This window comes from Ruminococcus sp. OA3, assembly GCF_022440845.1.
Taxonomy (GTDB): Bacteria; Bacillota; Clostridia; order Lachnospirales; family Lachnospiraceae; genus Ruminococcus_G.
The window spans coordinates 657,600-679,479 of the sequence record NZ_JAKNTO010000001.1; the positions used below are offsets into that span (position 1 = coordinate 657,600).

General features: G+C 38.6%; 21 protein-coding genes. 3 read left to right on the plus strand and 18 right to left on the minus strand.

Features of this window, described 5'->3' with window-relative positions:
* Positions 1-7: 7 nt before the first annotated feature.
* The 6 genes from MCG98_RS03055 to MCG98_RS03080 all read right to left on the minus strand — a co-directional run bounded on the left by MCG98_RS03055 (position 8) and on the right by MCG98_RS03080 (position 5,731).
* The gene (locus tag MCG98_RS03055) at positions 8-1,180 is read right to left on the minus strand and encodes a phosphopentomutase (protein ID WP_240300382.1); all 1,173 of its coding nucleotides are present in this window, start codon (positions 1,178-1,180) and stop codon (positions 8-10) included.
* 9 nt (positions 1,181-1,189) lie between these two features.
* Positions 1,190-2,065, minus strand: a complete 876-nt coding sequence (locus tag MCG98_RS03060; RefSeq protein ID WP_240300383.1) for a DUF3881 family protein — start codon at positions 2,063-2,065, stop codon at positions 1,190-1,192.
* A 38-nt stretch (positions 2,066-2,103) separates the two neighbouring features.
* Entirely contained in the window at positions 2,104-3,393 is a 1,290-nt protein-coding gene (serS, locus tag MCG98_RS03065) for a serine--tRNA ligase (protein WP_240300384.1), read from the minus strand.
* A 112-nt stretch (positions 3,394-3,505) separates the two neighbouring features.
* Positions 3,506-4,021: a DUF4446 family protein gene (locus MCG98_RS03070; protein ID WP_240300385.1), complete on the minus strand. Its 516-nt coding sequence runs from the start codon at positions 4,019-4,021 to the stop codon at positions 3,506-3,508.
* A gap of 16 nt (positions 4,022-4,037) precedes the next feature.
* A complete protein-coding gene (locus tag MCG98_RS03075; protein WP_240300386.1) occupies positions 4,038-4,964 on the minus strand; it encodes a ParB/RepB/Spo0J family partition protein in 927 nt (308 codons plus the stop codon).
* Positions 4,955-5,731, minus strand: coding sequence for an AAA family ATPase (locus MCG98_RS03080; protein WP_240300387.1), 777 nt, complete (start codon positions 5,729-5,731; stop codon positions 4,955-4,957). Before MCG98_RS03080 ends, MCG98_RS03075 begins: the two co-directional genes overlap by 10 nt.
* A 333-nt stretch (positions 5,732-6,064) precedes the next feature.
* Here MCG98_RS03080 and MCG98_RS03085 point away from each other — a divergent pair, with 333 nt between their 5' ends.
* Entirely contained in the window at positions 6,065-7,030 is a 966-nt protein-coding gene (locus MCG98_RS03085) for an alpha/beta fold hydrolase (protein WP_240300388.1), read from the plus strand.
* 204 nt (positions 7,031-7,234) lie between these two features.
* The gene (locus MCG98_RS03090; RefSeq protein WP_240289002.1) at positions 7,235-7,798 is read left to right on the plus strand and encodes a manganese efflux pump MntP family protein; all 564 of its coding nucleotides are present in this window, start codon (positions 7,235-7,237) and stop codon (positions 7,796-7,798) included.
* 49 nt (positions 7,799-7,847) lie between these two features.
* On the opposite strand, the gene MCG98_RS03095 is transcribed toward MCG98_RS03090, so the two are convergent.
* The 12 genes from MCG98_RS03095 to rpmH all read right to left on the minus strand — a co-directional run bounded on the left by MCG98_RS03095 (position 7,848) and on the right by rpmH (position 19,832).
* Positions 7,848-9,260 carry a DUF4340 domain-containing protein gene (locus tag MCG98_RS03095; protein ID WP_240289003.1) on the minus strand — a complete coding sequence of 471 codons (1,413 nt, stop codon included), beginning with the start codon at positions 9,258-9,260 and terminating at the stop codon, positions 7,848-7,850.
* A complete protein-coding gene (locus tag MCG98_RS03100) occupies positions 9,260-10,726 on the minus strand; it encodes a GldG family protein (protein WP_240300389.1) in 1,467 nt (488 codons plus the stop codon). Before MCG98_RS03100 ends, MCG98_RS03095 begins: the two co-directional genes overlap by 1 nt.
* Before the next feature lie 7 nt (positions 10,727-10,733).
* Positions 10,734-11,597: an ABC transporter permease gene (locus MCG98_RS03105; RefSeq protein ID WP_240289005.1), complete on the minus strand. Its 864-nt coding sequence runs from the start codon at positions 11,595-11,597 to the stop codon at positions 10,734-10,736.
* On the minus strand, positions 11,581-12,573 hold the full coding sequence (locus MCG98_RS03110; protein WP_240289006.1) for an ABC transporter ATP-binding protein: 993 nt from the start codon (positions 12,571-12,573) through the stop codon (positions 11,581-11,583). Before MCG98_RS03110 ends, MCG98_RS03105 begins: the two co-directional genes overlap by 17 nt.
* A 209-nt stretch (positions 12,574-12,782) precedes the next feature.
* Positions 12,783-13,508: a 16S rRNA (guanine(527)-N(7))-methyltransferase RsmG gene (gene rsmG, locus MCG98_RS03115; RefSeq protein WP_240289007.1), complete on the minus strand. Its 726-nt coding sequence runs from the start codon at positions 13,506-13,508 to the stop codon at positions 12,783-12,785.
* Positions 13,509-13,534: 26 nt separating this feature from the next.
* Complete coding sequence (gene mnmG / locus MCG98_RS03120; protein ID WP_240300390.1) at positions 13,535-15,418, minus strand: tRNA uridine-5-carboxymethylaminomethyl(34) synthesis enzyme MnmG; 1,884 nt, start codon at positions 15,416-15,418, stop codon at positions 13,535-13,537.
* A 12-nt stretch (positions 15,419-15,430) separates the two neighbouring features.
* A complete protein-coding gene (mnmE, locus tag MCG98_RS03125; RefSeq protein WP_345891615.1) occupies positions 15,431-16,828 on the minus strand; it encodes a tRNA uridine-5-carboxymethylaminomethyl(34) synthesis GTPase MnmE in 1,398 nt (465 codons plus the stop codon).
* Positions 16,829-16,923: 95 nt separating this feature from the next.
* A complete protein-coding gene (jag, locus tag MCG98_RS03130; protein ID WP_240300392.1) occupies positions 16,924-17,769 on the minus strand; it encodes an RNA-binding cell elongation regulator Jag/EloR in 846 nt (281 codons plus the stop codon).
* A gap of 11 nt (positions 17,770-17,780) precedes the next feature.
* On the minus strand, positions 17,781-19,067 hold the full coding sequence (gene yidC / locus MCG98_RS03135; protein WP_240300393.1) for a membrane protein insertase YidC: 1,287 nt from the start codon (positions 19,065-19,067) through the stop codon (positions 17,781-17,783).
* A gap of 21 nt (positions 19,068-19,088) precedes the next feature.
* Positions 19,089-19,298, minus strand: coding sequence for a membrane protein insertion efficiency factor YidD (gene yidD / locus MCG98_RS03140; RefSeq protein WP_240300394.1), 210 nt, complete (start codon positions 19,296-19,298; stop codon positions 19,089-19,091).
* Positions 19,279-19,635 (minus strand): ribonuclease P protein component, encoded by a 357-nt coding sequence (rnpA, locus tag MCG98_RS03145; protein WP_240300395.1) that lies wholly within the window; start codon positions 19,633-19,635, stop codon positions 19,279-19,281. Before rnpA ends, yidD begins: the two co-directional genes overlap by 20 nt.
* Positions 19,636-19,697: 62 nt before the next feature.
* Positions 19,698-19,832, minus strand: coding sequence for a 50S ribosomal protein L34 (gene rpmH, locus MCG98_RS03150; RefSeq protein WP_028528243.1), 135 nt, complete (start codon positions 19,830-19,832; stop codon positions 19,698-19,700).
* 539 nt (positions 19,833-20,371) lie between these two features.
* On the opposite strand from rpmH, the gene dnaA reads away from it, so the two are divergent.
* Positions 20,372-21,712: a chromosomal replication initiator protein DnaA gene (gene dnaA, locus MCG98_RS03155; RefSeq protein ID WP_240300396.1), complete on the plus strand. Its 1,341-nt coding sequence runs from the start codon at positions 20,372-20,374 to the stop codon at positions 21,710-21,712.
* Positions 21,713-21,880: the final 168 nt, after the last annotated feature.

Sequence of the window (21,880 nt, forward strand, 5' to 3'; positions counted from 1 at the left end):
TCCTGTTTTATCTTTTTATCTCGTTAAAAAAACCTGTTCCTCCTGTTTTTCCGGGAATTCCTAACATCTCAAGCACTGTCGCTGCAATGTCTGAGAAACTGTTTCTCGTTCCCAGATCGCAGTTTTCCCTGACAGCTTTTCCATATACAAGAAGTGGTGTATACTCTCTTGAGTGATCCGTACTGGGAGTTCCGGGATCACAGCCATGATCCCCGGTGATTATCAGCACATCTTCATCTCTCATCTTATTAAGAAATCCTCCCAGCCAGCTGTCAAATCTGGTCACTGCTTTTGCGTAACCATCGATATCATTGCGGTGCCCGTACAACATATCAAAGTCTACTAAATTTACAAAGCAAAGTCCCTGAAAATCTGTTTCTGCGATTTCTTCTGTCTGCCTCATGCCATCATCATTATTCTGTATCGAAGAAGTTTTTGTAATTCCCTTACCGGCAAAAATATCGTTGATTTTTCCGACTGCGATCACCGACATCCCGGCATTTTTAATATAATCCAGCATTGTATTCGAAGGAGGAATCAGAGAGAAATCATGGCGATTCTTTGTTCTTTGAAAATCAGGTGCTTTTCCAATAAACGGCCTGGCAATCACTCTTCCCACTCCGTGTTCACCCTGCAGAATTTCTCTCGCGATCCGGCAATACTCGTAAAGCGTTTTGACCGGTATGATATCCTCATGAGCAGCAATTTGGAAAACACTGTCCGCAGAGGTGTATACGATAAGTTTTCCACTCTTTAAATGTTCTTCGCCGTAGTCCTTGATAACCTCCGTTCCAGAATACGGCCGGTTGCACAGCACCCCTCGTCCGGTTTCTTTCTCAAATGTGTTCAGCACATCCTCAGGAAACCCTTCCGGATACGTTGGCATCGCCTGTTCTGATATAATACCGGCAATTTCCCAGTGTCCAATCGTAGTATCTTTCCCTCTGGAAGCTTCCTTCATACGCGCAAAAGCTCCTGCCGGAGAATTTTCACTCTCACAGCAGGATACTCCTTCTATATTATAAAGTCCCAGTTTCTTCATATTCGGTGTATGATACACTTCGGAGGCAGCAATGGTACCTAAAGTATTACTGCCCACATCCTTATAATCTGCCGCGTCCGGCATCTCTCCGATTCCAAAGCTGTCCAGCACAATCAAAAAAACACGCTTTATCCTCATATTAACCTCTTAAAAATTCAAAAATCCCTGAAGCCAGATAACCGCCTTAAACCTGCGGCCTATCTCCGGCTCTCCCAACAGATCCTTCTGGTTAATGCATACATCAAACTTGATATCATTACAGTTCAAGCTGATCTGATACATTTTTTCCTTTGTAAGTACATTCGTGGATTCCACAAAATCAACGATATCACCCATCACGTTATACTGATCACATTCAACTCCGTATGGCATGAAGTAGGAATCCACAATGGTAAATACATCCTCCTGCTGAATGCGGCGTGAAATCATGGTATACGTATCAATGTCCTCCATCGTCAGGCTTTCCATGGCTTCCTCATCCCCATTTCTCGCAGCAGCGATCAGGTGATTCCTGTTTGTCATCGTTTTCTTATCTTCTTCAACCTGCTGACGGTCTTTCTTTACAGGGAGCAGAATTTTCCCTTCTATAGCAAGACCGGAAAGTGTTACGGTTGTATCTCCACCGGCTAAGAACCCTTTCTCTTTTTCATTCAGATATTCACCTGCATTCAACAGATAAAAAATCAGGGTGACCCCGATCCGCACATCATCGCATGCCCCGGCAAATGATTCTTTACCGGCATGTTTTTCAATAATGACGCCTTCCTTTGTCGAAACATCTGTGCCATGAAAGTAAGGATAATAATACTCCATCTGGAATTCATTGTTCTCGTCATACTCTCCACAAACCGTAATACCACAGTCATATCCAAATGACTTGGACATTTCAGCAAAGAGATGATTACCGTCATGCTCCACCACCATTTTCTCATCGTAGTTTGAGATGACCATATCCAGAATTTTATTAAGCTCTTTTTTACTGCCAACTTCAGAAAACCCGATTGCTTTTAAATAGCTATGCATAAGGGCACCCCCTTTCTATATTATTTTTCTTTTTATTATTATTTTTTCTTTGGTTCAATAACTTCCATTCCCCCAACATAAGGACGCAGTGCTTCCGGTATTCTGACAGTCCCGTCCGCATTCAGGTTGTTTTCAAGAAATGCAATCAGCATACGGGGTGGAGCAACCACCGTATTATTCAATGTATGTGCAAAATACTTTCCATCTTTTCCATTTACACGGATTTTCAGTCTCCTGGCCTGAGCATCTCCCAGATTTGAGCAGCTTCCCACCTCAAAATATTTTTTCTGTCTTGGAGACCACGCTTCCACATCTACAGACTTCACCTTCAGATCTGCCAGATCCCCGGAGCAGCACTCTAAAGTCCTCACCGGAATATCCAGAGAGCGGAACAAATCAACGGTATTCTGCCACAATTTATCAAACCACTCTTTGCTTTCCTCTGGTTTGCAGACAACGATCATTTCCTGTTTTTCAAACTGATGAATCCTGTAAACACCGCGCTCTTCAATTCCATGTGCACCCTTTTCTTTTCTGAAGCACGGTGAATAACTGGTCAATGTCTGAGGAAGATCCTCTTCCTGAACGATCGTATCAATAAATTTTCCAATCATGGAATGTTCACTCGTACCGATCAGATATAAATCCTCTCCCTCAATCTTATACATCATGGAATCCATCTCAGCGAAGCTCATAACACCTGTCACGACATCGCTTCTGATCATAAACGGCGGCACACAGTACGTAAATCCTCTGTTGATCATAAAATCTCTTGCATAAGAGATAACAGCGGAGTGCAGGCGTGCGATATCCCCCATCAGGTAATAAAATCCATTTCCAGCCACCTTGCGGGCACTGTCCAGATCCAGACCATCAAACCTTTCCATAATTTCTGCATGGTAAGGAATTTCAAAATCCGGTACCACAGGTTCCCCATATCTTTGAACCTCAACATTCTCACTGTCATCTTTTCCGATCGGTACAGAAGGATCAATCATATTCGGGATCATCATCATGATTTTTTTGATTTTTTCTTCTACTTCCCGTTCCTGTGCACTCAATGCCTCGATTCTGGCTCCTGAGGCTTCCACAGAAATCTTCACTTCCTCGGCTTCATCTTTTTTTCCCTGTGCCATCAGCATACCGATCTTCTTAGAAATCTTATTCTTTTCTGCCCTGAGTGATTCCACTTCCTGCTTAATATTCCTGTTTTCCTGATCTAGTACAATGACCTCATCTACCAGCGACACTTTATGATCCTGAAATTTATTTTTAATATTCTGCTTTACGATATCCGGATTTTCTCTGACAAATCTTATGTCTAACATAACGTCCTCCTATTTACTGAATGCTTTCCTTATCTTATAATAGTATCAACCTTTTTTCAAGTATCGAATCATGAGATTTTTAAATATTATTTTACATAATTAGTTTACATAATTAATTAACAGTGTCACTTCCATATGTAACTGCTCTCCTTAGAGCTTCAACCTCTTCCTCACTGAGCATAATATAAGATTCCCCTTTTACAATCTCTTTAATATAGAGAAAACAGTTTTCCCTGCTATGAATTGCGTTCAACACAAACCCCGTATTATTCTGGTCCAACATGGATAACACAAAACTTAGTTTGCCTCCAACGTCATCAAATGCATCGTATTTTACAATACCATATTTAGTCAATGTTTTTTCAAAATCAGACTTCAACACCTTAAAATCATTCATCTGTACATCTGTCAATGTAGATAATCTGTCAATTTCACGAAACTTATTAATAAACTGTCGCTCCAGTGACTGAGCGTCCTTCCCTTTCATAAAAATCATGTATTTTCTTTTCAGACGGTGCAGCCCCAGGGAAAGATTCAATGTCATTAACATCAAAATCAATACAAGAACAATTAAAATTAAAATCATAATTCCCTGATCAATTCCAATGTTTTCAAAAAAATTACTCATATGTATTTATACTCCCTTATCTTATTGACTCAAACAACTCGATCAGACGTTCCAATTCTGCTTCCGAGTAATACTCAATTTCAATTTTTCCCTTATTGTCACTTTTTCTTTGAATCTGAACTTTTGTCCCAACAATAGATTTTATCTTTTCCTCCAGATTCTGATAAATCACATCAGATGCTGAATCTACTTCTTTTTTCTTTTGTCTTTTGGGATTCAAAAGACTTTTTACCAATTTCTCAGTTTCTCTTACACTCAGCTTTTCATCAAAAATCTTCATAGCTACGGAATACTGCATTTCCGCCTCCTCCAGACTCAAAAGTGACCTGGCATGACCTGTAGACAGCATTTCATCAATTACCATTTGCTGTACACGTTCATCCAACTTTAGAAGACGCATTGAATTTGTCACTGCTGTACGACTTTTTGATACACGGTCGGCGATTTCGTCCTGTTTTAATGAAAATTCAGTCATCAGCCGTTTATAGGCAATTGCCTCTTCTATTGGATTCAAATTCTCCCGCTGAATATTTTCAATTAATGATATTTCCACAATCTCCTGATCATTAAATTCTTTAATTACGACTGGTACTTCTTTAAGCCCCGCCATTTTCGCCGCGCGCCATCTTCTTTCCCCTGCTATAATTTCATAATACTTTCCTTTTTTCTGAACCAGTAACGGCTGCAAAATTCCAAACTGTTTGATAGAATCAGCGAGTTCCAAAAGGGCATCCTCGTCAAAGGCTTTTCTTGGCTGTTCCCTGTTTGGTTCCACTTCATTTATTTTTAATTTTATTTCAATTGGCTTTTCCACTATTTTTTCAATAATTTTTGGTTCTGCTTCACCATTAGCTGTATTAGCAGTTTTTGAATTGTTCCTGGTAGATGAAGATGGAATTAACGAATCTAATCCCTTTCCCAGTCCACTTTTCTTTACGGCCATTCGTCATCCTCCCTGTGTATTACTTCTTCAGCCAACAGACGATAACTCTCTGCTCCGGCTGATTTTCCATCGTAATAATTAATCGGCATACCATAACTAGGCGCCTCAGCCAATCTTACATTTCTGGGTATTATAGTTTTATAAATAGTCTGCTGGAGATTATTCTTCACATTTTCCACTACCTGCAGTGACAGATTTGTTCTGGCATCATACATAGTAAATACAACACCCTCAATTTCTAATTGTGGATTTAGACGTTCCTGCACTAACTCAATGGTGTGTATTAATTGGGATAATCCTTCCAAAGCATAATATTCACATTGTATAGGAACCAGCACTGTATTTGCAGTTGTCATCGCATTGATAGTCAACATATTCAATGACGGCGGGCAATCAATGATAACAAAATCATAATCATCCTTAATTTTTTGAATTTCATTTTTTAAAATGTATTCCTTGTCATCTACCCCAATAAGCTCAATTTCTGCACCGGCAAGATTAACATTGGATGGTATCAATGTAAGATTTCCATATTCCAATGATATCATACAGTCTTCCAATTCACATTCACCTAATAAAAGTTCATAAACTGTATTTTCAACCTGATTTTTATCCACACCAAGCCCACTCGTTGTATTACCCTGAGGATCAATGTCGATAGTCAGCACTTTCTTATTCATCTCCGCCAGACATGCAGAAAGGTTGATTGCTGTAGTAGATTTTCCAACGCCGCCTTTTTGATTTGCAATTGCTATAGCTCTACTCAATGTTTTCTCCTTTCTGTATTGACAATAAACATATTGTCACTGTGATAATTATACCATTAATACAGTAGGTTTTCTATACAAATGTTTCACGTGAAACACTTTTAACACAGTTTTTACAATATTGGAAAATGTTTCACGTGAAACAATTATGTTGATCAGCCATATTTCTCGATTCATTGTTTTGGGGAATAAAGATAAAAATTCATTGTATCTTTTCCCTTAATCGCTTATAATATAAATAGGTTTTAAATTTGATACAACAGGAGAAAGGTTGAAAGAAGCTTACACCTATCCCTGATTAAAGCCGCAGTAAATGCAACATGGAGGTAAAACATGAAGAAATACAAGAAAAAATTACTGACGACCAGTATTTTGATAACAATGTCTACCGTAGTAATGCATGTCATTAACCGGGTTATTTCTGCATCTGCAGTTATAAAAAACCTTTTGCCTGCCAAAGAAGACAATTTCTATAAATGGCGTTTCGGTAATATTTATTATACGAAATCAGGAGAAGGAAAACCACTTCTTTTGATACATGATTTGCACCCAAGCAGCAGCAACTATGAATGGAAAAAACTAGTGGCTGCGTTGGAAAAACATTATACCGTTTACACTTTGGATTTATTAGGATGTGGACGTTCTGATAAACCAAAAATAACTTACACCAACTTTTTATATGTTCAATTAATCACCGATTTTGTTAAGAATGTGATACGTCAAAAAACTAACGTTATCTCCACTGGACTCTCAGCGTCATTCACCATTATGGCATGTCTGAATGATGACAATGTTTTTGAAAAATTAATGTTAATTAGTCCCGAAGATCTTGCCGTATTAAATCAGTCTCCAACCAAACAATCTAAAGTTGCTAAGTTTTTACTTGAGATTCCAATACTTGGAACACTAGTGTATCATATTCTAGTCTGCAGACCCAATATTGAATTGCTTTTTACGGAGCAATATTTGTTTAATCCCTTTCATGCGGATCACTTATCAGTTGACACATATTATGAAGCCGCACACAAAGGAAACGGAGACGGGAAATACCTGCAATCAAGTATGTCCGGAAGATATGTCTACTGCAATATTGCACATGCGTTAAAAGAAATTAATAACAGCATATTCATCTTATCAGGAGAAAAAAAGGAAGGAATACAGGAAACTATTGCTCTTTATACCTCCCTGAACTCTTCTATTGAATCGGAGTTGATTCCAAAAACATGTCAAATGCCACATATGGAAAACCCAGAAAAAGTTTTGGAGACAATTGGTATTTTCTTTTCCTATGGCTCTTGACATTAAGTCGTTTTTTTAGTATATTCATTATTACTGATGAAAAACTCTATGAGGGAGTAGTTGGCGGCATAACACCCGTGGTAATATCGACATACTGATGAAAATCCGGTATTACATGAAATAACGAGACTCATAGACAATAGCTTACAAAAAGTTATTGTCTATGTGTCTCGTTTTATATTGAAGGCAAAGAAGGAGAAAAAAATGAGTATTTGGACACTATTTACATTAGCAGTTGGACTTTCTATGGATGCATTTGCAGTATCCGTCTGTAAGGGCCTGGCTTTACGTCAGGTTAAATTGAAAAATTGTATACTGGTGGGCCTCTGGTTTGGAGGTTTTCAGGCATTAATGCCTCTGTTCGGTTATTTTCTTGGTATCCAATTTAAAGATTACATAACTGCATTTGATCATTGGATAGCTTTCGTTTTATTATCCCTGATCGGTATCAGTATGATCAAAGAGGCGGTGACAAAGGATGAGGAATGTGCTGATCCTTCACTGGAATTTAAAGATATGCTGATATTAGCAATTGCGACAAGCATAGATGCTTTGGCCGTCGGAATAACCTTTGCCTTTTTACAAGTCAATATTACAGCTGCCGTTTCATTTATAGGAATTATTACCTTTTGTATATCTATGATCGGAGTTAAAGTTGGCAGCTTATTTGGCACAAAGTATAAATCAAAAGCTGAGCTTGCAGGCGGGATTATTTTAATATTGTTAGGTTTAAAGATTCTTTTTGAACATCTTGGTATTTTGTTTTAAAAAAAATGACTGCCCATCAGTACAAACTGATTGGGGCAGTCATTTTTGTTTAACTAATCAACTCCTGATATTCTCTGATAAGATTTCTTACCTTCATTTTATTAACGAGATAATTTTTATCATCCTGGCGCTGAGCCAGATAAAAATTTGAATCATATGGGTAATATTTTACGCTGACTGTTGATCCGTCTTTCTTAATAAAATCAAATGACAGTTCTGCATCTCCTTTTGGCAGGGTTCCCTCTTCGGCCATTTCCTGCGCAGTGACAGCAACCACATTATTATAGAAGGTGCTGAATCCGAGTGTATCCATCTCTTCTCCATCCATATAATATACTGTCTTACTCTCTTCTTCATCATCTTCCGATGTCACAGTATCCAGCGTAAATGTGTGTGCACTTCCACCATAATTAACTGTCAGGCTTTCCAAATCTTTTAAAAATATATTGCTGACTGTCAGGTTTTCCACATTTTCGATTGCACCATCCAAAACCTGAGAAAGTGATTCTGATGAGATCGCATGCACTTCACTGGACCCTTCAACGGATGTATAACGGTTGCCATTACCATCCTCATTACCTATATACAAGACCATACTCTTTTCAACGGTCTTTGTCTCTTCTGTGGATTCATCTGTTTCTTCACTCACTGTATATGTGACTTTCAATGTCGCATACGGTTTCTCAAGTCCATACTCTGCAGGATTCTCACAATTGTAATCATAATAATTAGCATATGTGAATCCTGCGATTGCTGACTGAAGTGAGCTTACAGCAGAGCTCTCAGCATCTGAAACATTACCGGATGCATCCGTATAGGACCACCCTGAATCAGCAGTATCAGAATTCTGCAGAACAAATGAGTGCTGTCCCTGATCAAGCTCAACTTTTTCTACATTACTTCCCACGATCGTCGGATAATTTTCACCCTCTGCATAATTCATCAGACTACCTGCAAATACCGTTGACAGATCACTGTCCGTCGTATAAACCGTATTCTTATCATCATTGAGATATACGTAACAGCTACCCGTCGATTCATTCGAATTGCCGACTGTTATTTTTATATTTCCGTCATCCTTTGTTACAATCTGTATTACGTTTTGGGGCTTATCCAGACCATATTCACTCAGATCTTCCACGTTTTCAAGTGTCCTGTTTGCCGTCACCTCTGTCAACGCATCCGTCAGAACTGTCATCTGATCTGCCTTTACAGGAAAACTGTCATCACTTTCCAATGCCCAGGCATCTTCATTTTTAACAAAGACGACATCCTCCCCTGAAATCTTAAAACCGATACTTTTAATGTTATCCACATTCACAGACATAATCTCTGATGTTTCTTCACTTTCTTCAGCCTCTTCCTCCGCCTGATTGTGGTTTTTTAATAAAATATAGGTGACAGCCAAAAAAACCAGAACAGCCAGAAGAATGATCAAATTAACGACCTTTCTTTTTTTCATCACTGTTTTCTCCTCTTCAGCCAAATTACCAGTCCGCATACGAGACACAATCCAGGCAAAATAATGATGGACATGATCATCCAGAAGCTGGCATTATAATTCGTCAGTGTCAGATAATCTGTCTGCAGGCTTTTGCTTTGGATAGAAACAGATGTTTCATCTCCGCTCTTACAAACAGCAGCTATTGATTCAGTAACCAGCTCCAGATTTCCACCTGATACCATTTGATTGACATTATCATTCAAGATACTGGAAGAAGAATAGTAGATAATTTTAGTCTCCTTATCATCATCTATACTCTCAGTGATATACATGCCAACATCAAAAGGACCTTCTATGTCTCCATCTGCCTTTTCATAATTCTCCATATTCTGAATATCCGTCTTACTGTATGCCTTATCGGACGTTGTAAGAATCGGAGTAAGAGTCAGAGTATCCCTGACCTGATCCAGTTTTTCAATTCCCTGAGCAATCGGCACCATAACATATTTTCCACTGTCTATCACATCTTCCGTCACATCCGATTCATTAACATTTGGAAGCAGATAATAGGGCATCTGGTAGCCATAATTTTTACTGTTGCCTTCCAAAACTACACCATCTACTGTTTTCACACCGTAATTTTCAAGTACTTTCTGGAAATTTGGCATATCTGTCTCGCTGTAATCAGAAAATATAATTGCATTTCCGCCATTCTCCAGATAGTCAATGACTTTATCCGCCTCTTCTTCAGACAAATCACTCGCAGGTGCCGCGATCATAATACCCTCCGCGTCTTCAGGGACATTTTCTTCTGTCATCAGATTCAATGTCTTTACTTCTACATTCTGTTTTGCAATCGCATCTGTAACCGTTGTGGATAATTCCAGTTCACCGTGTCCTTCCAGTGTATAAAGTACCGGGAGATCATCTGATGTAACATATTCTATCGCACTTGTCACCTGACCCTCCCCATCAAAAGCTGTAATACTCGAGGAGTAAGTCTGATAGTTTACTTCCGACTCGTACATCTGCCCATTATCAATTACCTTTGATTTTTCACCGCAGACCACAATCACACTGTTGTCAGCGAGTTCCTGATCCGTATACTGAGAGGTAAACTTTGGATGAAGTACTGGATCTTTTTTCTCAACTTTAATATGTTTTGACAGATCGTCATATCTCGTCAGCAATTTATCGATTGTATCATCTTCCTGTCCGCTCTGTGCGATATAATAAATCGTCACATCCTGATCCAGGGTATTCAGGTATTCTTTTGTATCATCGCTCACCGTGTATAACTTTGCCGCACTCAAATCAATTTGTGTATATTGAGAAGGTATCTCTGATACTATTAAATTAATGATAATAACTGCAGCTATCACTATCAAAGAGAGTATCACACTGTATGAACCATTCTTTAACTTCTTTTTTCCATCATTTTTAAATATTTTCTCTTTATTAAACTTCATGTTTAACTTCATCATTAACCTCCTAACTCCACCGTCTCTTTAATATTGACTGCATGGACAGGAATAAAAAGATTCCAATAACAGACAGAAAATAAACGACTCCTGTCAAATCCAAAATACCGTCAACAAAATTACTCAGGTGGCTGTTGATATTGAAAATATTTAAAAAGTTTTGAAATGCACCTTCAAACATGGAAGACTTAACGAGATAACATGCGACAACAATAATTTCACCGATAAGTCCAATGACAGTACTGATAAACACATTTTTTATCATCATATAAATGATCGCTGTCAGTATTAATACCAGAACAACAAAGGCAATCATGGAAGTCATCGCCGTATCTGAAAAGAAAGATGCAATTCCATCTGTCATATAACAGATAAATAATATGATAAACGACATCACTGCTGCGATAACCTGGCTTTCTGTCACAGAAGACAGGAACATACCAACTGCAATATTTCCACATCCAAGTAGAACAAAGCCCAAAATAGAAGTATACGCCATTGGAAGTGAAACCGTACCAAAACTTTTCATAACGATTGGATAACAACAGATTATCACCATAGGGACCATATAAATAGTCACGAGTGCAAGATATTTACCAATAATAATATCCTTCACAGAAACCGGGGATGTCAAAAGCATCTGATCCGTCTTCTGCTTCCTCTCTTCCGCCAGAACACGCATTGTAAGAATCGGTACTGCGATCAAAAATATAAAGGTAATAGAACTTAACGTAATACCGAATATTGGATATGCCGCCTGCAGATTATATGCTGTAAAGTAAATACCTGTCATCAGCAGTATAAAAAACATAAAAACATAACCGATCATTGAAGTAAGATAGCTTTTCAGCTCTTTTTTATAAATTGCCCGCATCTTCTTCCACCTCCTGTTCCCAGACCTCTTCTGTCTCCTCCTGGCTATCCTCCGTCAACTCGAGGAATACATCTTCCAGTGACAGTCTGCTGGATTCCATTCTTATAATCGGACATTTCTTTTCAGCAAATAAATAAAAGAGTTTTTCACGTATATCTGTGTCTTCAGCAGTCTTAATAGAAATATCAACTGCTCCCTCCTCCTGAGATTCATTAGCCGACATTTCTTCTATTTCAGATATGGAATTAAGTATTTCATACACATTTTCTCTGTCTGTTTTTATCGTCAATTCTAATTCATTAGATCCTATCATAAGCTTACTCAGATTTTCCGGAGTATCACTCGCTACCAGTTTACCATGTGCTATGATCATCACATAATCACAAACTGCACTTACCTCTGACAAAATGTGTGAACTCAAAATCACGGTATGCTTCTCACTCAGACTTTTAATCAGATCACGAATTTCAATGATTTGTTTCGGATCCAGACCCACTGTAGGTTCATCCAGAATAATAATCTCAGGATAACCGAGAATCGCCTGTGCCAGGCCCACCCGCTGCTTATATCCTTTGGACAGATTCTTGATCAGACGGCTCTGCATATCTGTGATCTTCACAAGTTCCATGACTTCTTCGATCAGCCGCTGTCTGTCTGCTTTTGATATCTTCTTAAGTTCAGCAGCAAACTTCAGATACTCTATCACTGTCATATCAAAATAAAGAGGCGGCTGTTCCGGAAGATACCCAATACTCTTTTTTGCCTCCCCGGGCTCATCCAGGATATTGTGTCCGTTTATAATCACTTCTCCCTCCGTAGAAGCAATATATCCCGTAATGATATTCATCGTTGTAGATTTTCCGGCACCGTTTGGACCTAAAAATCCGTAAATCTGGCCTTTTTCTACTGTGAACGAAAGGTTATCCACCGCAAGATGGTCACCGTACCGTTTCACCAGATTTTTTACTTCTATCAAATCAATTTCCCTCCTTTTAATGATCAGGGCTCAAAACCCCACATATTCCTATTCATTTTACGTTTTAATTGTGTTAAACATCCGAAAAAATTGTGTTTTTTTTATGAATTCATGCTACAATTTTCCTGTAAAACAAAGACAATAGGCCCTACAGAGGCATTATAAATGTGCCAGTGTAGAGCCAGCTATATTCTTTATGTTTTTTTAATTTATAATATCGGCTCCTTAGAAGGCATTCCTGCTTTGCGGGGATACTTCCCGGGTGTTTGTTTTATTTTCTTTATCACTACAAACGATCGTTCCATATCAGTATCTGCAAGCTGAAATTTAATCCGGGAAGTAATCTCGCCCCCAAGCACTTTCACTGCCCTCCCGGACACCTGTACTTCCTCATCAATTCTTCCTGATTTATATGGAATAAAAAAACCTCCTTCTGCCACAAACGGGAGACAATACTCAGAAAGTATATGAAGCCCTGCAACCGCCCGCGATACACAAAGCCCGAATGATTCTCTGTAATCTTTCTGTTTTGCATAATCCTCTGCTCTGCCATGCACATTTCGGATACCTGACAGGTTCAAAGCCAGGACCACTTCATCCAGGAATTTAATCCTCTTTGCAAGTGAGTCAAGGAGCACACATTCAACATCGGGAAACGCTATTTTCAATGGAATTCCGGGAAATCCGGCCCCTGTCCCGATATCAATCACATTTTTTATCTGTTTCATATCACATGCTTTAACAATCGCCAGACTGTCAATAAAGTGCTTGACCACTACTTCGTCCCACTCTGTGATACCAGTCAGATTCATTACTTTATTCCATTCTATCAGTATATCGTAATATAATGCGAACTGATGATACTGATGATCACTCAGTGTTATATTTAACTGTTCAACACCCTTTTTTAAATAAGTCAGGTCTTTTTCCAGCATTACATCTCTCCTTCCGTCCTCTGATTTTATGACTGTTTATGATATCCCTGAAGATATACCAGAAGAACAGAGATATCTGCAGGTGAGACACCTGATATTCTGGAGGCCTGCCCTATATTTTCCGGACGGTACAGATTCAGTTTCTGAACTGCTTCAATACGAAGACTCCTGATCTCACCGTAGTCGATATTTTCCGGAATCTTTTTTGATTCCATCTTTTTAAACTGCTCTACCTGCTTTAACTGTCTTTTAATATATCCATTGTATTTTATATTAATATTTACCTGTTCTGTTACATCACAGGGAAGTTTCGGTCTTGCAACGTCTATCTCTTTAAGTTCATCATAACTTAGTTCCGGTCTTCGAATCAATTCTCCCAAGGTAGTTCCTGATTTTAGGACCGTACTGTTTTTCTTTTCCAAAAGGCTCTGTACTTCCCTTGAAGCCCCTATATTTGTATTCTCTACTCTTTTTATCTCTTCTTCAATCTGTCGTTCTTTTGTTATCAGTCTCTGATAATCCTCCTCACTGATCAATCCCACTTCATATCCCTTTTTCCTGAGCCGAATGTCTGCATTATCCTGCCTTAACAACAGCCGGTATTCCGCACGACTTGTCATCATACGGTAGGGCTCCCTATTTTCCTTCGTCACAAGATCATCGATCAATACACCAATATAAGACTCGGAACGATCCAGGATCAAAGGTTCTTTTCCCTTAATCTGATGTACCGCATTGATTCCCGCTATCAGGCCCTGTGCGGCGGCTTCTTCATATCCTGAGCTTCCATTAAACTGTCCTCCGCTGAAAAGCCCCTTTATACTTTTAAACTCAAGTGATGGGCGAAGCTGACGCGGATTGATACAGTCATATTCGATCGCATAAGCATTTCTTACGATCTTTGCATTCTCAAGCCCTGGCACAGAATGATACATCTCATGCTGTACATCTTCTGGAAGAGAACTCGACATTCCTCCCACATACATTTCATTCGTATACAGTCCTTCGGGTTCCAGGAAAACCTGATGGCGGTTTTTATCCGAAAATTTCACAACTTTATCCTCAATCGAAGGACAGTATCTGGGTCCCGTTCCTTCTATCATTCCTGAGTACAAAGGTGAACGGTCCAGATTTTTTCGTATGATTTCATGTGTTTTTTCATTTGTATAAGTGAGCCAGCACGATACCTGATTAATCTGCACTTTCTCCGGATCCGTGGAAAAGGAAAACGGAACGACTCTTTCATCTCCGAACTGCTCTTCCATCTTTGTAAAATCAATACTTCTCCTGTCTATTCTTGCAGGTGTTCCTGTCTTAAACCGCAGTATTTCAATTCCATTTTTCTTCAGCGAATCCGTCAGATGGTTGGCAGCCTGAAGACCATTTGGCCCAGTAAAATTACTGATATCCCCATAGATGCATCTTGCCTTCAGATAGGTTCCGGTACACAGTATGACTGCACTGCACAGATACGTCGCTTTTGAAAATGTTTTTACACCTTTTATCACGCCGCCTTCCACGATCAGTTCTGTCACTTCCGCCTGTTTTACCGTCAGGCGTTCCTGATTCTCCAGTATGCTGCGCATACGTTCACTATACGCATGCTTGTCAGCCTGTGCCCTGAGTGAATGCACTGCAGGTCCTTTTGACTTGTTCAACATTTTTGACTGTATAAATGTTTTATCAATATTCTTGCCCATCTCCCCGCCAAGTGCATCAATCTCTCTCACCAGGTGTCCTTTTGAACTTCCACCGATATTAGGATTACACGGCATCAGTGCGATACTGTCCACACTGACAGTAAAAATAATGGTCTCCATCCCCAGCCGTGCACAGGCAAGCGCCGCTTCACATCCTGCGTGACCCGCTCCTATCACCGCAACATCATATTTCTCTACTAACGTATTCATTCTCTTCTCCCGCTATTTGCCTGTACAGAACTTCCCAAAAATCTCATTTACCAGATCTTCTCCCACTGCTTCCCCCGTGATACTTCCAAGAGATTCATATGCGTTCCTAAGATCAATAGAGAAAAAATCCTCCGGCATTCCATCTTCAATACTTCGTTCAACCAGCTCAATACTTCTTTTTGTCTCCTCAAGTGCTGCTTTATGTCTCATGTTCGTGATATAAATCTCATCATTAAATGATAACTCTCCCAAAAAGAACATATCTTTCATACATTCTTCCAGTTCTTTCAGTCCGGTCTCCTCCTTGGCTGATATGGATATCACAGGAACCGGGAGATAATGTTTCATGTCATCCGCTGATACCTTAAGGTTCAGGTCTGATTTGTTCAGCAATACGATTGCTTTTTTCTTACCGGTCCGAATCATCTCAATAATTTCTTCATCATTCTTATCCAGGGGTACCGATGAATCAACGACATAAAGGATAAGATCCGCTTCCTTTGCACGTTCCTTTGCACGGCCTACACCTATCTTTTCCACTACATCCTCGGTGCTGCGTATACCTGCCGTATCGATGATACGCAGTGAAATTCCCTGAAGTATGATCGTCTCTTCCAGAACATCTCTTGTAGTACCTGCGACATCTGTAACAATCGCTTTTTCCTCACCCACGAGCAGATTCAGAAGAGAAGACTTCCCCGCATTTGGTTTTCCTACAATTACTGTTTTTATTCCTTCCTGAATCATCCTGCCTTCGTCGGCAGAATCTATCAATTCCTGAATTTTACCCTTCTCTGTCATCAGGATTTCTTTTAGTTGTTCTCCATACCTATCGATACTGATATGTTCCGGATCATCCAGTGCCGATTCTATAAAAGCAATCTGATAAATAATACTCTGACGTATTTCCTTAATCCTCTGTTCCAGTGATCCCTTCAGCTGACTCAGTGAACTCTTCAGCGCATACTCACTTTTTGCATTGATCACATCAATCACCGCTTCGGCTTTTGACAGATCAATCCTTCCATTTAAAAAAGCACGCCTGGTAAATTCACCCGGCTGTGCAGGGCGCGCTCCATATCTGACTGCTGCTTCCAACACTTTTTTTACAGCCAGTACGCCTCCGTGACAGTCAATTTCAACCGTATCTTCCCCTGTATAACTGTGAGGTCCTTTCATAATCATGACCAGAACCTCATCTATCATTTCATCTTTATCAAATATATGACCATAATGAATGGTATGAGTATCAACCTTACTGATATCCTTATCTACTTTTTCAGGCTGAAAAATCCTGCTGATAACCGCAAGCGAATCTTCACCACTCATGCGGACAATACCGATTCCAGACGGACTCATGGCAGTTGCGACAGCAGCTATCGTATCGTTAGATGAAACTGTCATCTTCATTACTCCCTTCAAGCAAAAAAGCTTTGTCAAAACATAAATACCTCACTTAAATTCAAAAAAATTTAGGTGAGGTACTATGAAAGGCTCATGGCCTCCTATTTTTTTAATGTTACTACAACATGTCTGTAAGGCTCACTGCCTTCGCTGTATGTCTCTACATATTTATTCCCCTGAAGTACAGAATGAATAATTCTTCTCTCATAAGGATTCATTGGTTCCAGTGCAACTGGTTTTCTGGTTTTTCTCACTTTATAAGCAATATTTTTCGCCAGATTTTCCAACGTATCTTTTCTGCGGCTTCTGTAATTCTCTGTATCCAGCTTCACACGAATATAATGTTCCTGACCTTTATTTACCACCAGGCTTGTCAGATACTGAAGTGAATCCAGGGTCTGTCCGCGCTTTCCGATCAGCATTCCCATATCAGCTCCGGAAAAATCAATATCAAGGTTTCCTGTATTTTTCTGATATTCGATAGCAATATCGACAGGAACTTCCATTGCTTTAAATACACTGTCCAAAAATTCACGTGCTGCATCTTCAATGAATTTAATTTCCTCTGACGTTCTCTCAACGATTACATATTCTTTTTTCTCAGGAGCCGGTGCTTTTTCTACCATCTGTGGTTTTTCAGCGGGCTTGGGTTTTTCTTGTTTCTTCTCAGATTTAACAGGTTTTTTCTCCTGTTTCATCTCTTTTTTAAATTCTTTTTTTGGCTCTTTCTTAACTTCAGGCTTAACAGGTTTTATTTCTTCGACAGGCTCAACAACTTCTTTTCTTCGAGCTTTGATAATCGCCGGTTTACTTCCAAATCCTAAAAATCCGGAACTTCCTTCCCGCACAACCTGTATTTCAAGATTATCACTGGAGGTTTCCAAAGTAAGACATGCTTTGGTAATTGCATCGTCAACGGTTTTTGCGGAAATTTCAATAAAATCCATAACCAATCCCCCTATTTCTTCTTGTTCTTTTCATCAAACTGTTTAACCATATTTGCTTTCGAAGCAATACTATTCGGCTTCACATTTCCACTGTTGTAATATTCGGTTGCCTTCCTGACTGCCTCTTCTCTCTCTTCAGCAGAATCAGCGCTTACCGGCTCATTGATTCTGCGTACATTCTGAGTAGCCTGCTGTGTGATCTTCTGAGGAGGAAGTCCTTTTTTCTCGCGTTTCTTCTGTGCTTTCTCCTGATTTTTCTTAATAAGATCATCCATATCGATTTTTGACATATGCCTGTTGATGATCAACTGCTGAATACTTCTGAATACAGCACCTGCAATCCAGTAAATACCGATACCAACCGGGAAAGTAACACAGAAAAATGCGGACATGATCGGCATAACAGTGTTCATACTTTTCATGGATGCATCCATCGCACTGGGTGTATCTCCATTAGAAACTGTCGCCGGCTGCGGCATCAGTTTATAGTTAAGCCACTGCGTCAGCCATGCAAGAACCGGTATCAATATTGCCCCGATTACGAGAAGCCATTTTCCTGAAGAAAATCCATCTTTAATCAGAATAAAAGGTGTATCTGAGATGTTTAATCCCAAAAACATATTAACATTTGTAATACTATCTTTTGTTGTATTAATAATATTTGTAAAACCACTGAAATCAGCCACATGAGCAATCGATTCCCACTGATTTGTCGTCAGATTATACAACATATCAATGATCGAATTCGTACTTGCAACACCATTTTCTACAGCGAGCTTTGTTGTTGTAATTTTATTTTCATCTATAAAAGTCTGAAGGATCTCTGTAAAATTAGGAATTGATGTGATTTTTGTCACAAGGCCGGTAAATACTTCTCTTACACTGGAAATATAGCCAGGAATATGATAGATAACCTGATACAGTGCAAACATAACAGGCAATGTGATCAGCATCTGACCACAGCTTCCAGTCGGTGACACGCCATATTTCTGGTAAATTGCCTGTGTCTCTTCCTGCATCTTTTCCATGGATTTCTGATCTTTTTTGCCTTTATATTTCTGCTGTACTTTCTGAATCTCAGGCATCATAATGCTGTTAAGTTTTGAGAATTTCTGTTGTTTTATCTGCAGGGGTGTCATCAGAAGATACATTACAAAGGTAAATAAAATAATCGCAATACCAATGTTAGGAATCCCTATCTGTTCCAGGCACCAATATATCCCACTGATAACATATCCGAGAATATCAGCTATCCATCCGATAATCGGCATTGTTGATTTTGTCAAAAAGATATCCAAACCAATTTTCCTCCTTGTACTTTATGGAACCGGGTCATAGCCGCCTTTCGAGAAGGGATTACAACGTAATATTCTCCATATTGCTAATATACTTCCTTTGAAAGCCCCATATTTTTGAATTGCTTCTAATCCGTAATTTGAACAGGTTGGCGTATACGGACAGCATGTTCTCTTTAAAGGTGATAAATATTTTTGATAAAACTTAATCATTTTAATCAGTATTATTTTCATTTTTCTTCAAAATCTGATGCATTTTTCCCAGATGCATCAATGCACTTTCAATATGTGCATAATCTTTGTCTTTTGCATTTACCCTCGCAATGACTACAATATCCATTCCATTTAGGAATAATTCTTCATTTAACCGATAACTTTCTCTGATCAGCCTGGTCAATCTATGACGAACGATACTATTTCCAACCTTCTTACTGACAGATATGCCCAGACGATTTTTTCCCATTTGGTTTTTATACACATACATTACCAGATATTTATTAGCTAACGACGTTCCGTTTTTGTAAACCAACTGAAAATCTCTGTTTTTCTTTAAACTCTCCGAATTTTTCATAGAATTATTCCCTTAATATACAGCAAAAATATAAGAGAAGAAAAGACCACATAACTGCGGTCTTATGCTGATAAACTTTTTCTTCCTTTTAATCTTCTTGCAGCTAAAACTTTTCTTCCGCCTTTTGTGGCCATTCTCGCTCTGAATCCGTGAACTTTAGCTCTGGATCTCTTTTTCGGCTGAAATGTCATTTTCATAATTCTGGCACCTCCTTTAAAAACCAAATATCTATCATATATGGTAATTTATAATCTTCATGTATGCACGAAAACATCATTTCAATTATATTCATATTATTCCCTTAAGTCAAGTAAAATTCAGGTTTTTTTTGCTTTACCCTCTATTTTCTTAAATATCGCATAGTTTACGTAATATTATCCACATTTTGTGGATAACTTGTGGATAAAATGCGATTTTTATGTGGTTATATGAGCACCATCCTTAATTTTTATTTGAATTACACTGTTTTATCAATGTGAATAATAAAAACCTTTATACACATTCCTAACAATAACTACATTTTATGGTAACTGATTATTGTCCAGCTTCCAGAATTAATCATTGCGTAAAATCCCGTTTTATTATAATATAAAGTAGAGATATTATCTAAAATGAATCGTTGATAAGATTTTGCGAGGGTCCTGTTCTGCAGGACCCTTAGGGTGATACGATATATTATCACTGAATTTATTGTTCAAAGCTGTGTTTATACTTATAGGAAACGGGGACTGTTAAAATGAACATTATTATAAAAAAGTGGAATGATATTCTGGATATGGTTAAAAAAGAACACGAACTTTCAGATGTATCATTTACAACATGGTTAAAACCTTTAACGGTACATAGCGTAGAAAATGACGTTGTTACCATTCTTGTGCCTTCTACAGAATTCATTAATTATATCAGTAAGAAGTACACACTTCCTATTAAAGTTGCTATTACGGAAGTAACTGGAATTAGCTGTGAAATAAAATTCATTATACCGGAAGATATCCCGAAAGTAATAACACAGCCGCAGGCCATCAATGAAAATCTGATCAATGCAAATCTGAATGAGAAATATACATTTGATACATTCGTTGTTGGAAGCAATAATAAATTTGCTCATGCTGCCTCACTCGCTGTAGCAGAATCTCCTGGTGATATTTATAATCCTCTGTTTTTATATGGAGGAGTTGGTCTCGGCAAAACTCATCTTATGCACTCGATTGCTCATTTTATTCTTCAGACTGACCCCTCTAAAAGGGTTCTTTATGTGACGAGTGAAGACTTTACAAACGAAGTCATTGAATCTATTCGTAATGGCAATAACACGGCAATGTCAAAATTCCGCGAAAAATACAGGAATATTGATGTTTTACTGGTTGATGACGTACAATTTATCATAGGTAAAGAATCAACACAGGAAGAATTCTTCCATACCTTTAATGCTCTGCACAGTGCCAGAAAACAAATTATCATATCATCCGATAAACCACCCAAGGATATGGAAATATTGGAAGACAGGATACGCTCCCGATTTGAATGGGGTCTGATCGCTGATATTTCATCGCCTGATTATGAAACACGAATGGCAATTCTTCGAAAAAAGGAAGAACTGGATGGATATAACGTCGATGACTCCGTTATTGAGTACATCGCAACAAATATAAAATCAAATATCCGTGAGCTGGAAGGTTCTCTCAATAAAATAATGGCTTACGCCAATCTGGAAAAACGAGAAGTCACTCTGGAACTGGCTGAACAGGTATTGAAAGACATCATTTCACCTGATGCAAAAAAGGTCATTACACCAGAATTAATCATTACAACTGTAGCCGAACACTTTGATGTGACTTCTGATGATATTAAAGGAAGCAAGAGAAGTCAGAAAGTTACATTTCCACGTCAGATCGTGATGTATCTCTGCCGGGAAATGACAGGGCTTACTCTTGCAGGCGTTGCAAAAGCGCTTGGTAAAAGCGATCACACTACAGTTATTAATGCAATAAAAAAAATAGAAAAGGAAATGGAAAATTCCTCAGATCTGGAAACCACCATTTCCGTGCTTAAGAAGAAGATCAATCCTCCTTCTTAAAAAAGTTATACACATTTATTTGTGGATAATGTGTTTATTGTATGTTGATACTTTGTGGATAATTTTACTGTTTTTATTATCAACAATGTGTACACACTTTAATTTCATTACATTAACATACTTATCCACTGACATTTTGCCTGTATTTCAGCGCTTTAACCTACATTT

Excerpts from the sequence above, each read along its gene's own strand:
- MCG98_RS03055 (WP_240300382.1), bottom strand. The coding sequence starts at position 1,180 with ATGAGGATAAAGCGTGTTTTTTTGATTGTGCTGGACAGCTTTGGAATC.
- MCG98_RS03060 (WP_240300383.1), bottom strand. The coding sequence starts at position 2,065 with ATGCATAGCTATTTAAAAGCAATCGGGTTTTCTGAAGTTGGCAGTAAA.
- serS (WP_240300384.1), bottom strand. The coding sequence starts at position 3,393 with ATGTTAGACATAAGATTTGTCAGAGAAAATCCGGATATCGTAAAGCAG.
- MCG98_RS03070 (WP_240300385.1), bottom strand. The coding sequence starts at position 4,021 with ATGAGTAATTTTTTTGAAAACATTGGAATTGATCAGGGAATTATGATT.
- MCG98_RS03075 (WP_240300386.1), bottom strand. The coding sequence starts at position 4,964 with ATGGCCGTAAAGAAAAGTGGACTGGGAAAGGGATTAGATTCGTTAATT.
- MCG98_RS03085 (WP_240300388.1), top strand. The coding sequence starts at position 6,065 with ATGAAGAAATACAAGAAAAAATTACTGACGACCAGTATTTTGATAACA.
- MCG98_RS03090 (WP_240289002.1), top strand. The coding sequence starts at position 7,235 with ATGAGTATTTGGACACTATTTACATTAGCAGTTGGACTTTCTATGGAT.
- MCG98_RS03095 (WP_240289003.1), bottom strand. The coding sequence starts at position 9,260 with ATGAAAAAAAGAAAGGTCGTTAATTTGATCATTCTTCTGGCTGTTCTG.
- MCG98_RS03100 (WP_240300389.1), bottom strand. The coding sequence starts at position 10,726 with ATGATGAAGTTAAACATGAAGTTTAATAAAGAGAAAATATTTAAAAAT.
- MCG98_RS03105 (WP_240289005.1), bottom strand. The coding sequence starts at position 11,597 with ATGCGGGCAATTTATAAAAAAGAGCTGAAAAGCTATCTTACTTCAATG.
- rsmG (WP_240289007.1), bottom strand. The coding sequence starts at position 13,508 with ATGCTGGAAAAAGACCTGACTTATTTAAAAAAGGGTGTTGAACAGTTA.
- mnmG (WP_240300390.1), bottom strand. The coding sequence starts at position 15,418 with ATGAATACGTTAGTAGAGAAATATGATGTTGCGGTGATAGGAGCGGGT.
- mnmE (WP_345891615.1), bottom strand. The coding sequence starts at position 16,828 with ATGAAGATGACAGTTTCATCTAACGATACGATAGCTGCTGTCGCAACT.
- jag (WP_240300392.1), bottom strand. The coding sequence starts at position 17,769 with ATGGATTTTATTGAAATTTCCGCAAAAACCGTTGACGATGCAATTACC.
- yidD (WP_240300394.1), bottom strand. The coding sequence starts at position 19,298 with ATGAAAATAATACTGATTAAAATGATTAAGTTTTATCAAAAATATTTA.
- rnpA (WP_240300395.1), bottom strand. The coding sequence starts at position 19,635 with ATGAAAAATTCGGAGAGTTTAAAGAAAAACAGAGATTTTCAGTTGGTT.
- rpmH (WP_028528243.1), bottom strand. The coding sequence starts at position 19,832 with ATGAAAATGACATTTCAGCCGAAAAAGAGATCCAGAGCTAAAGTTCAC.
- dnaA (WP_240300396.1), top strand. The coding sequence starts at position 20,372 with ATGAACATTATTATAAAAAAGTGGAATGATATTCTGGATATGGTTAAA.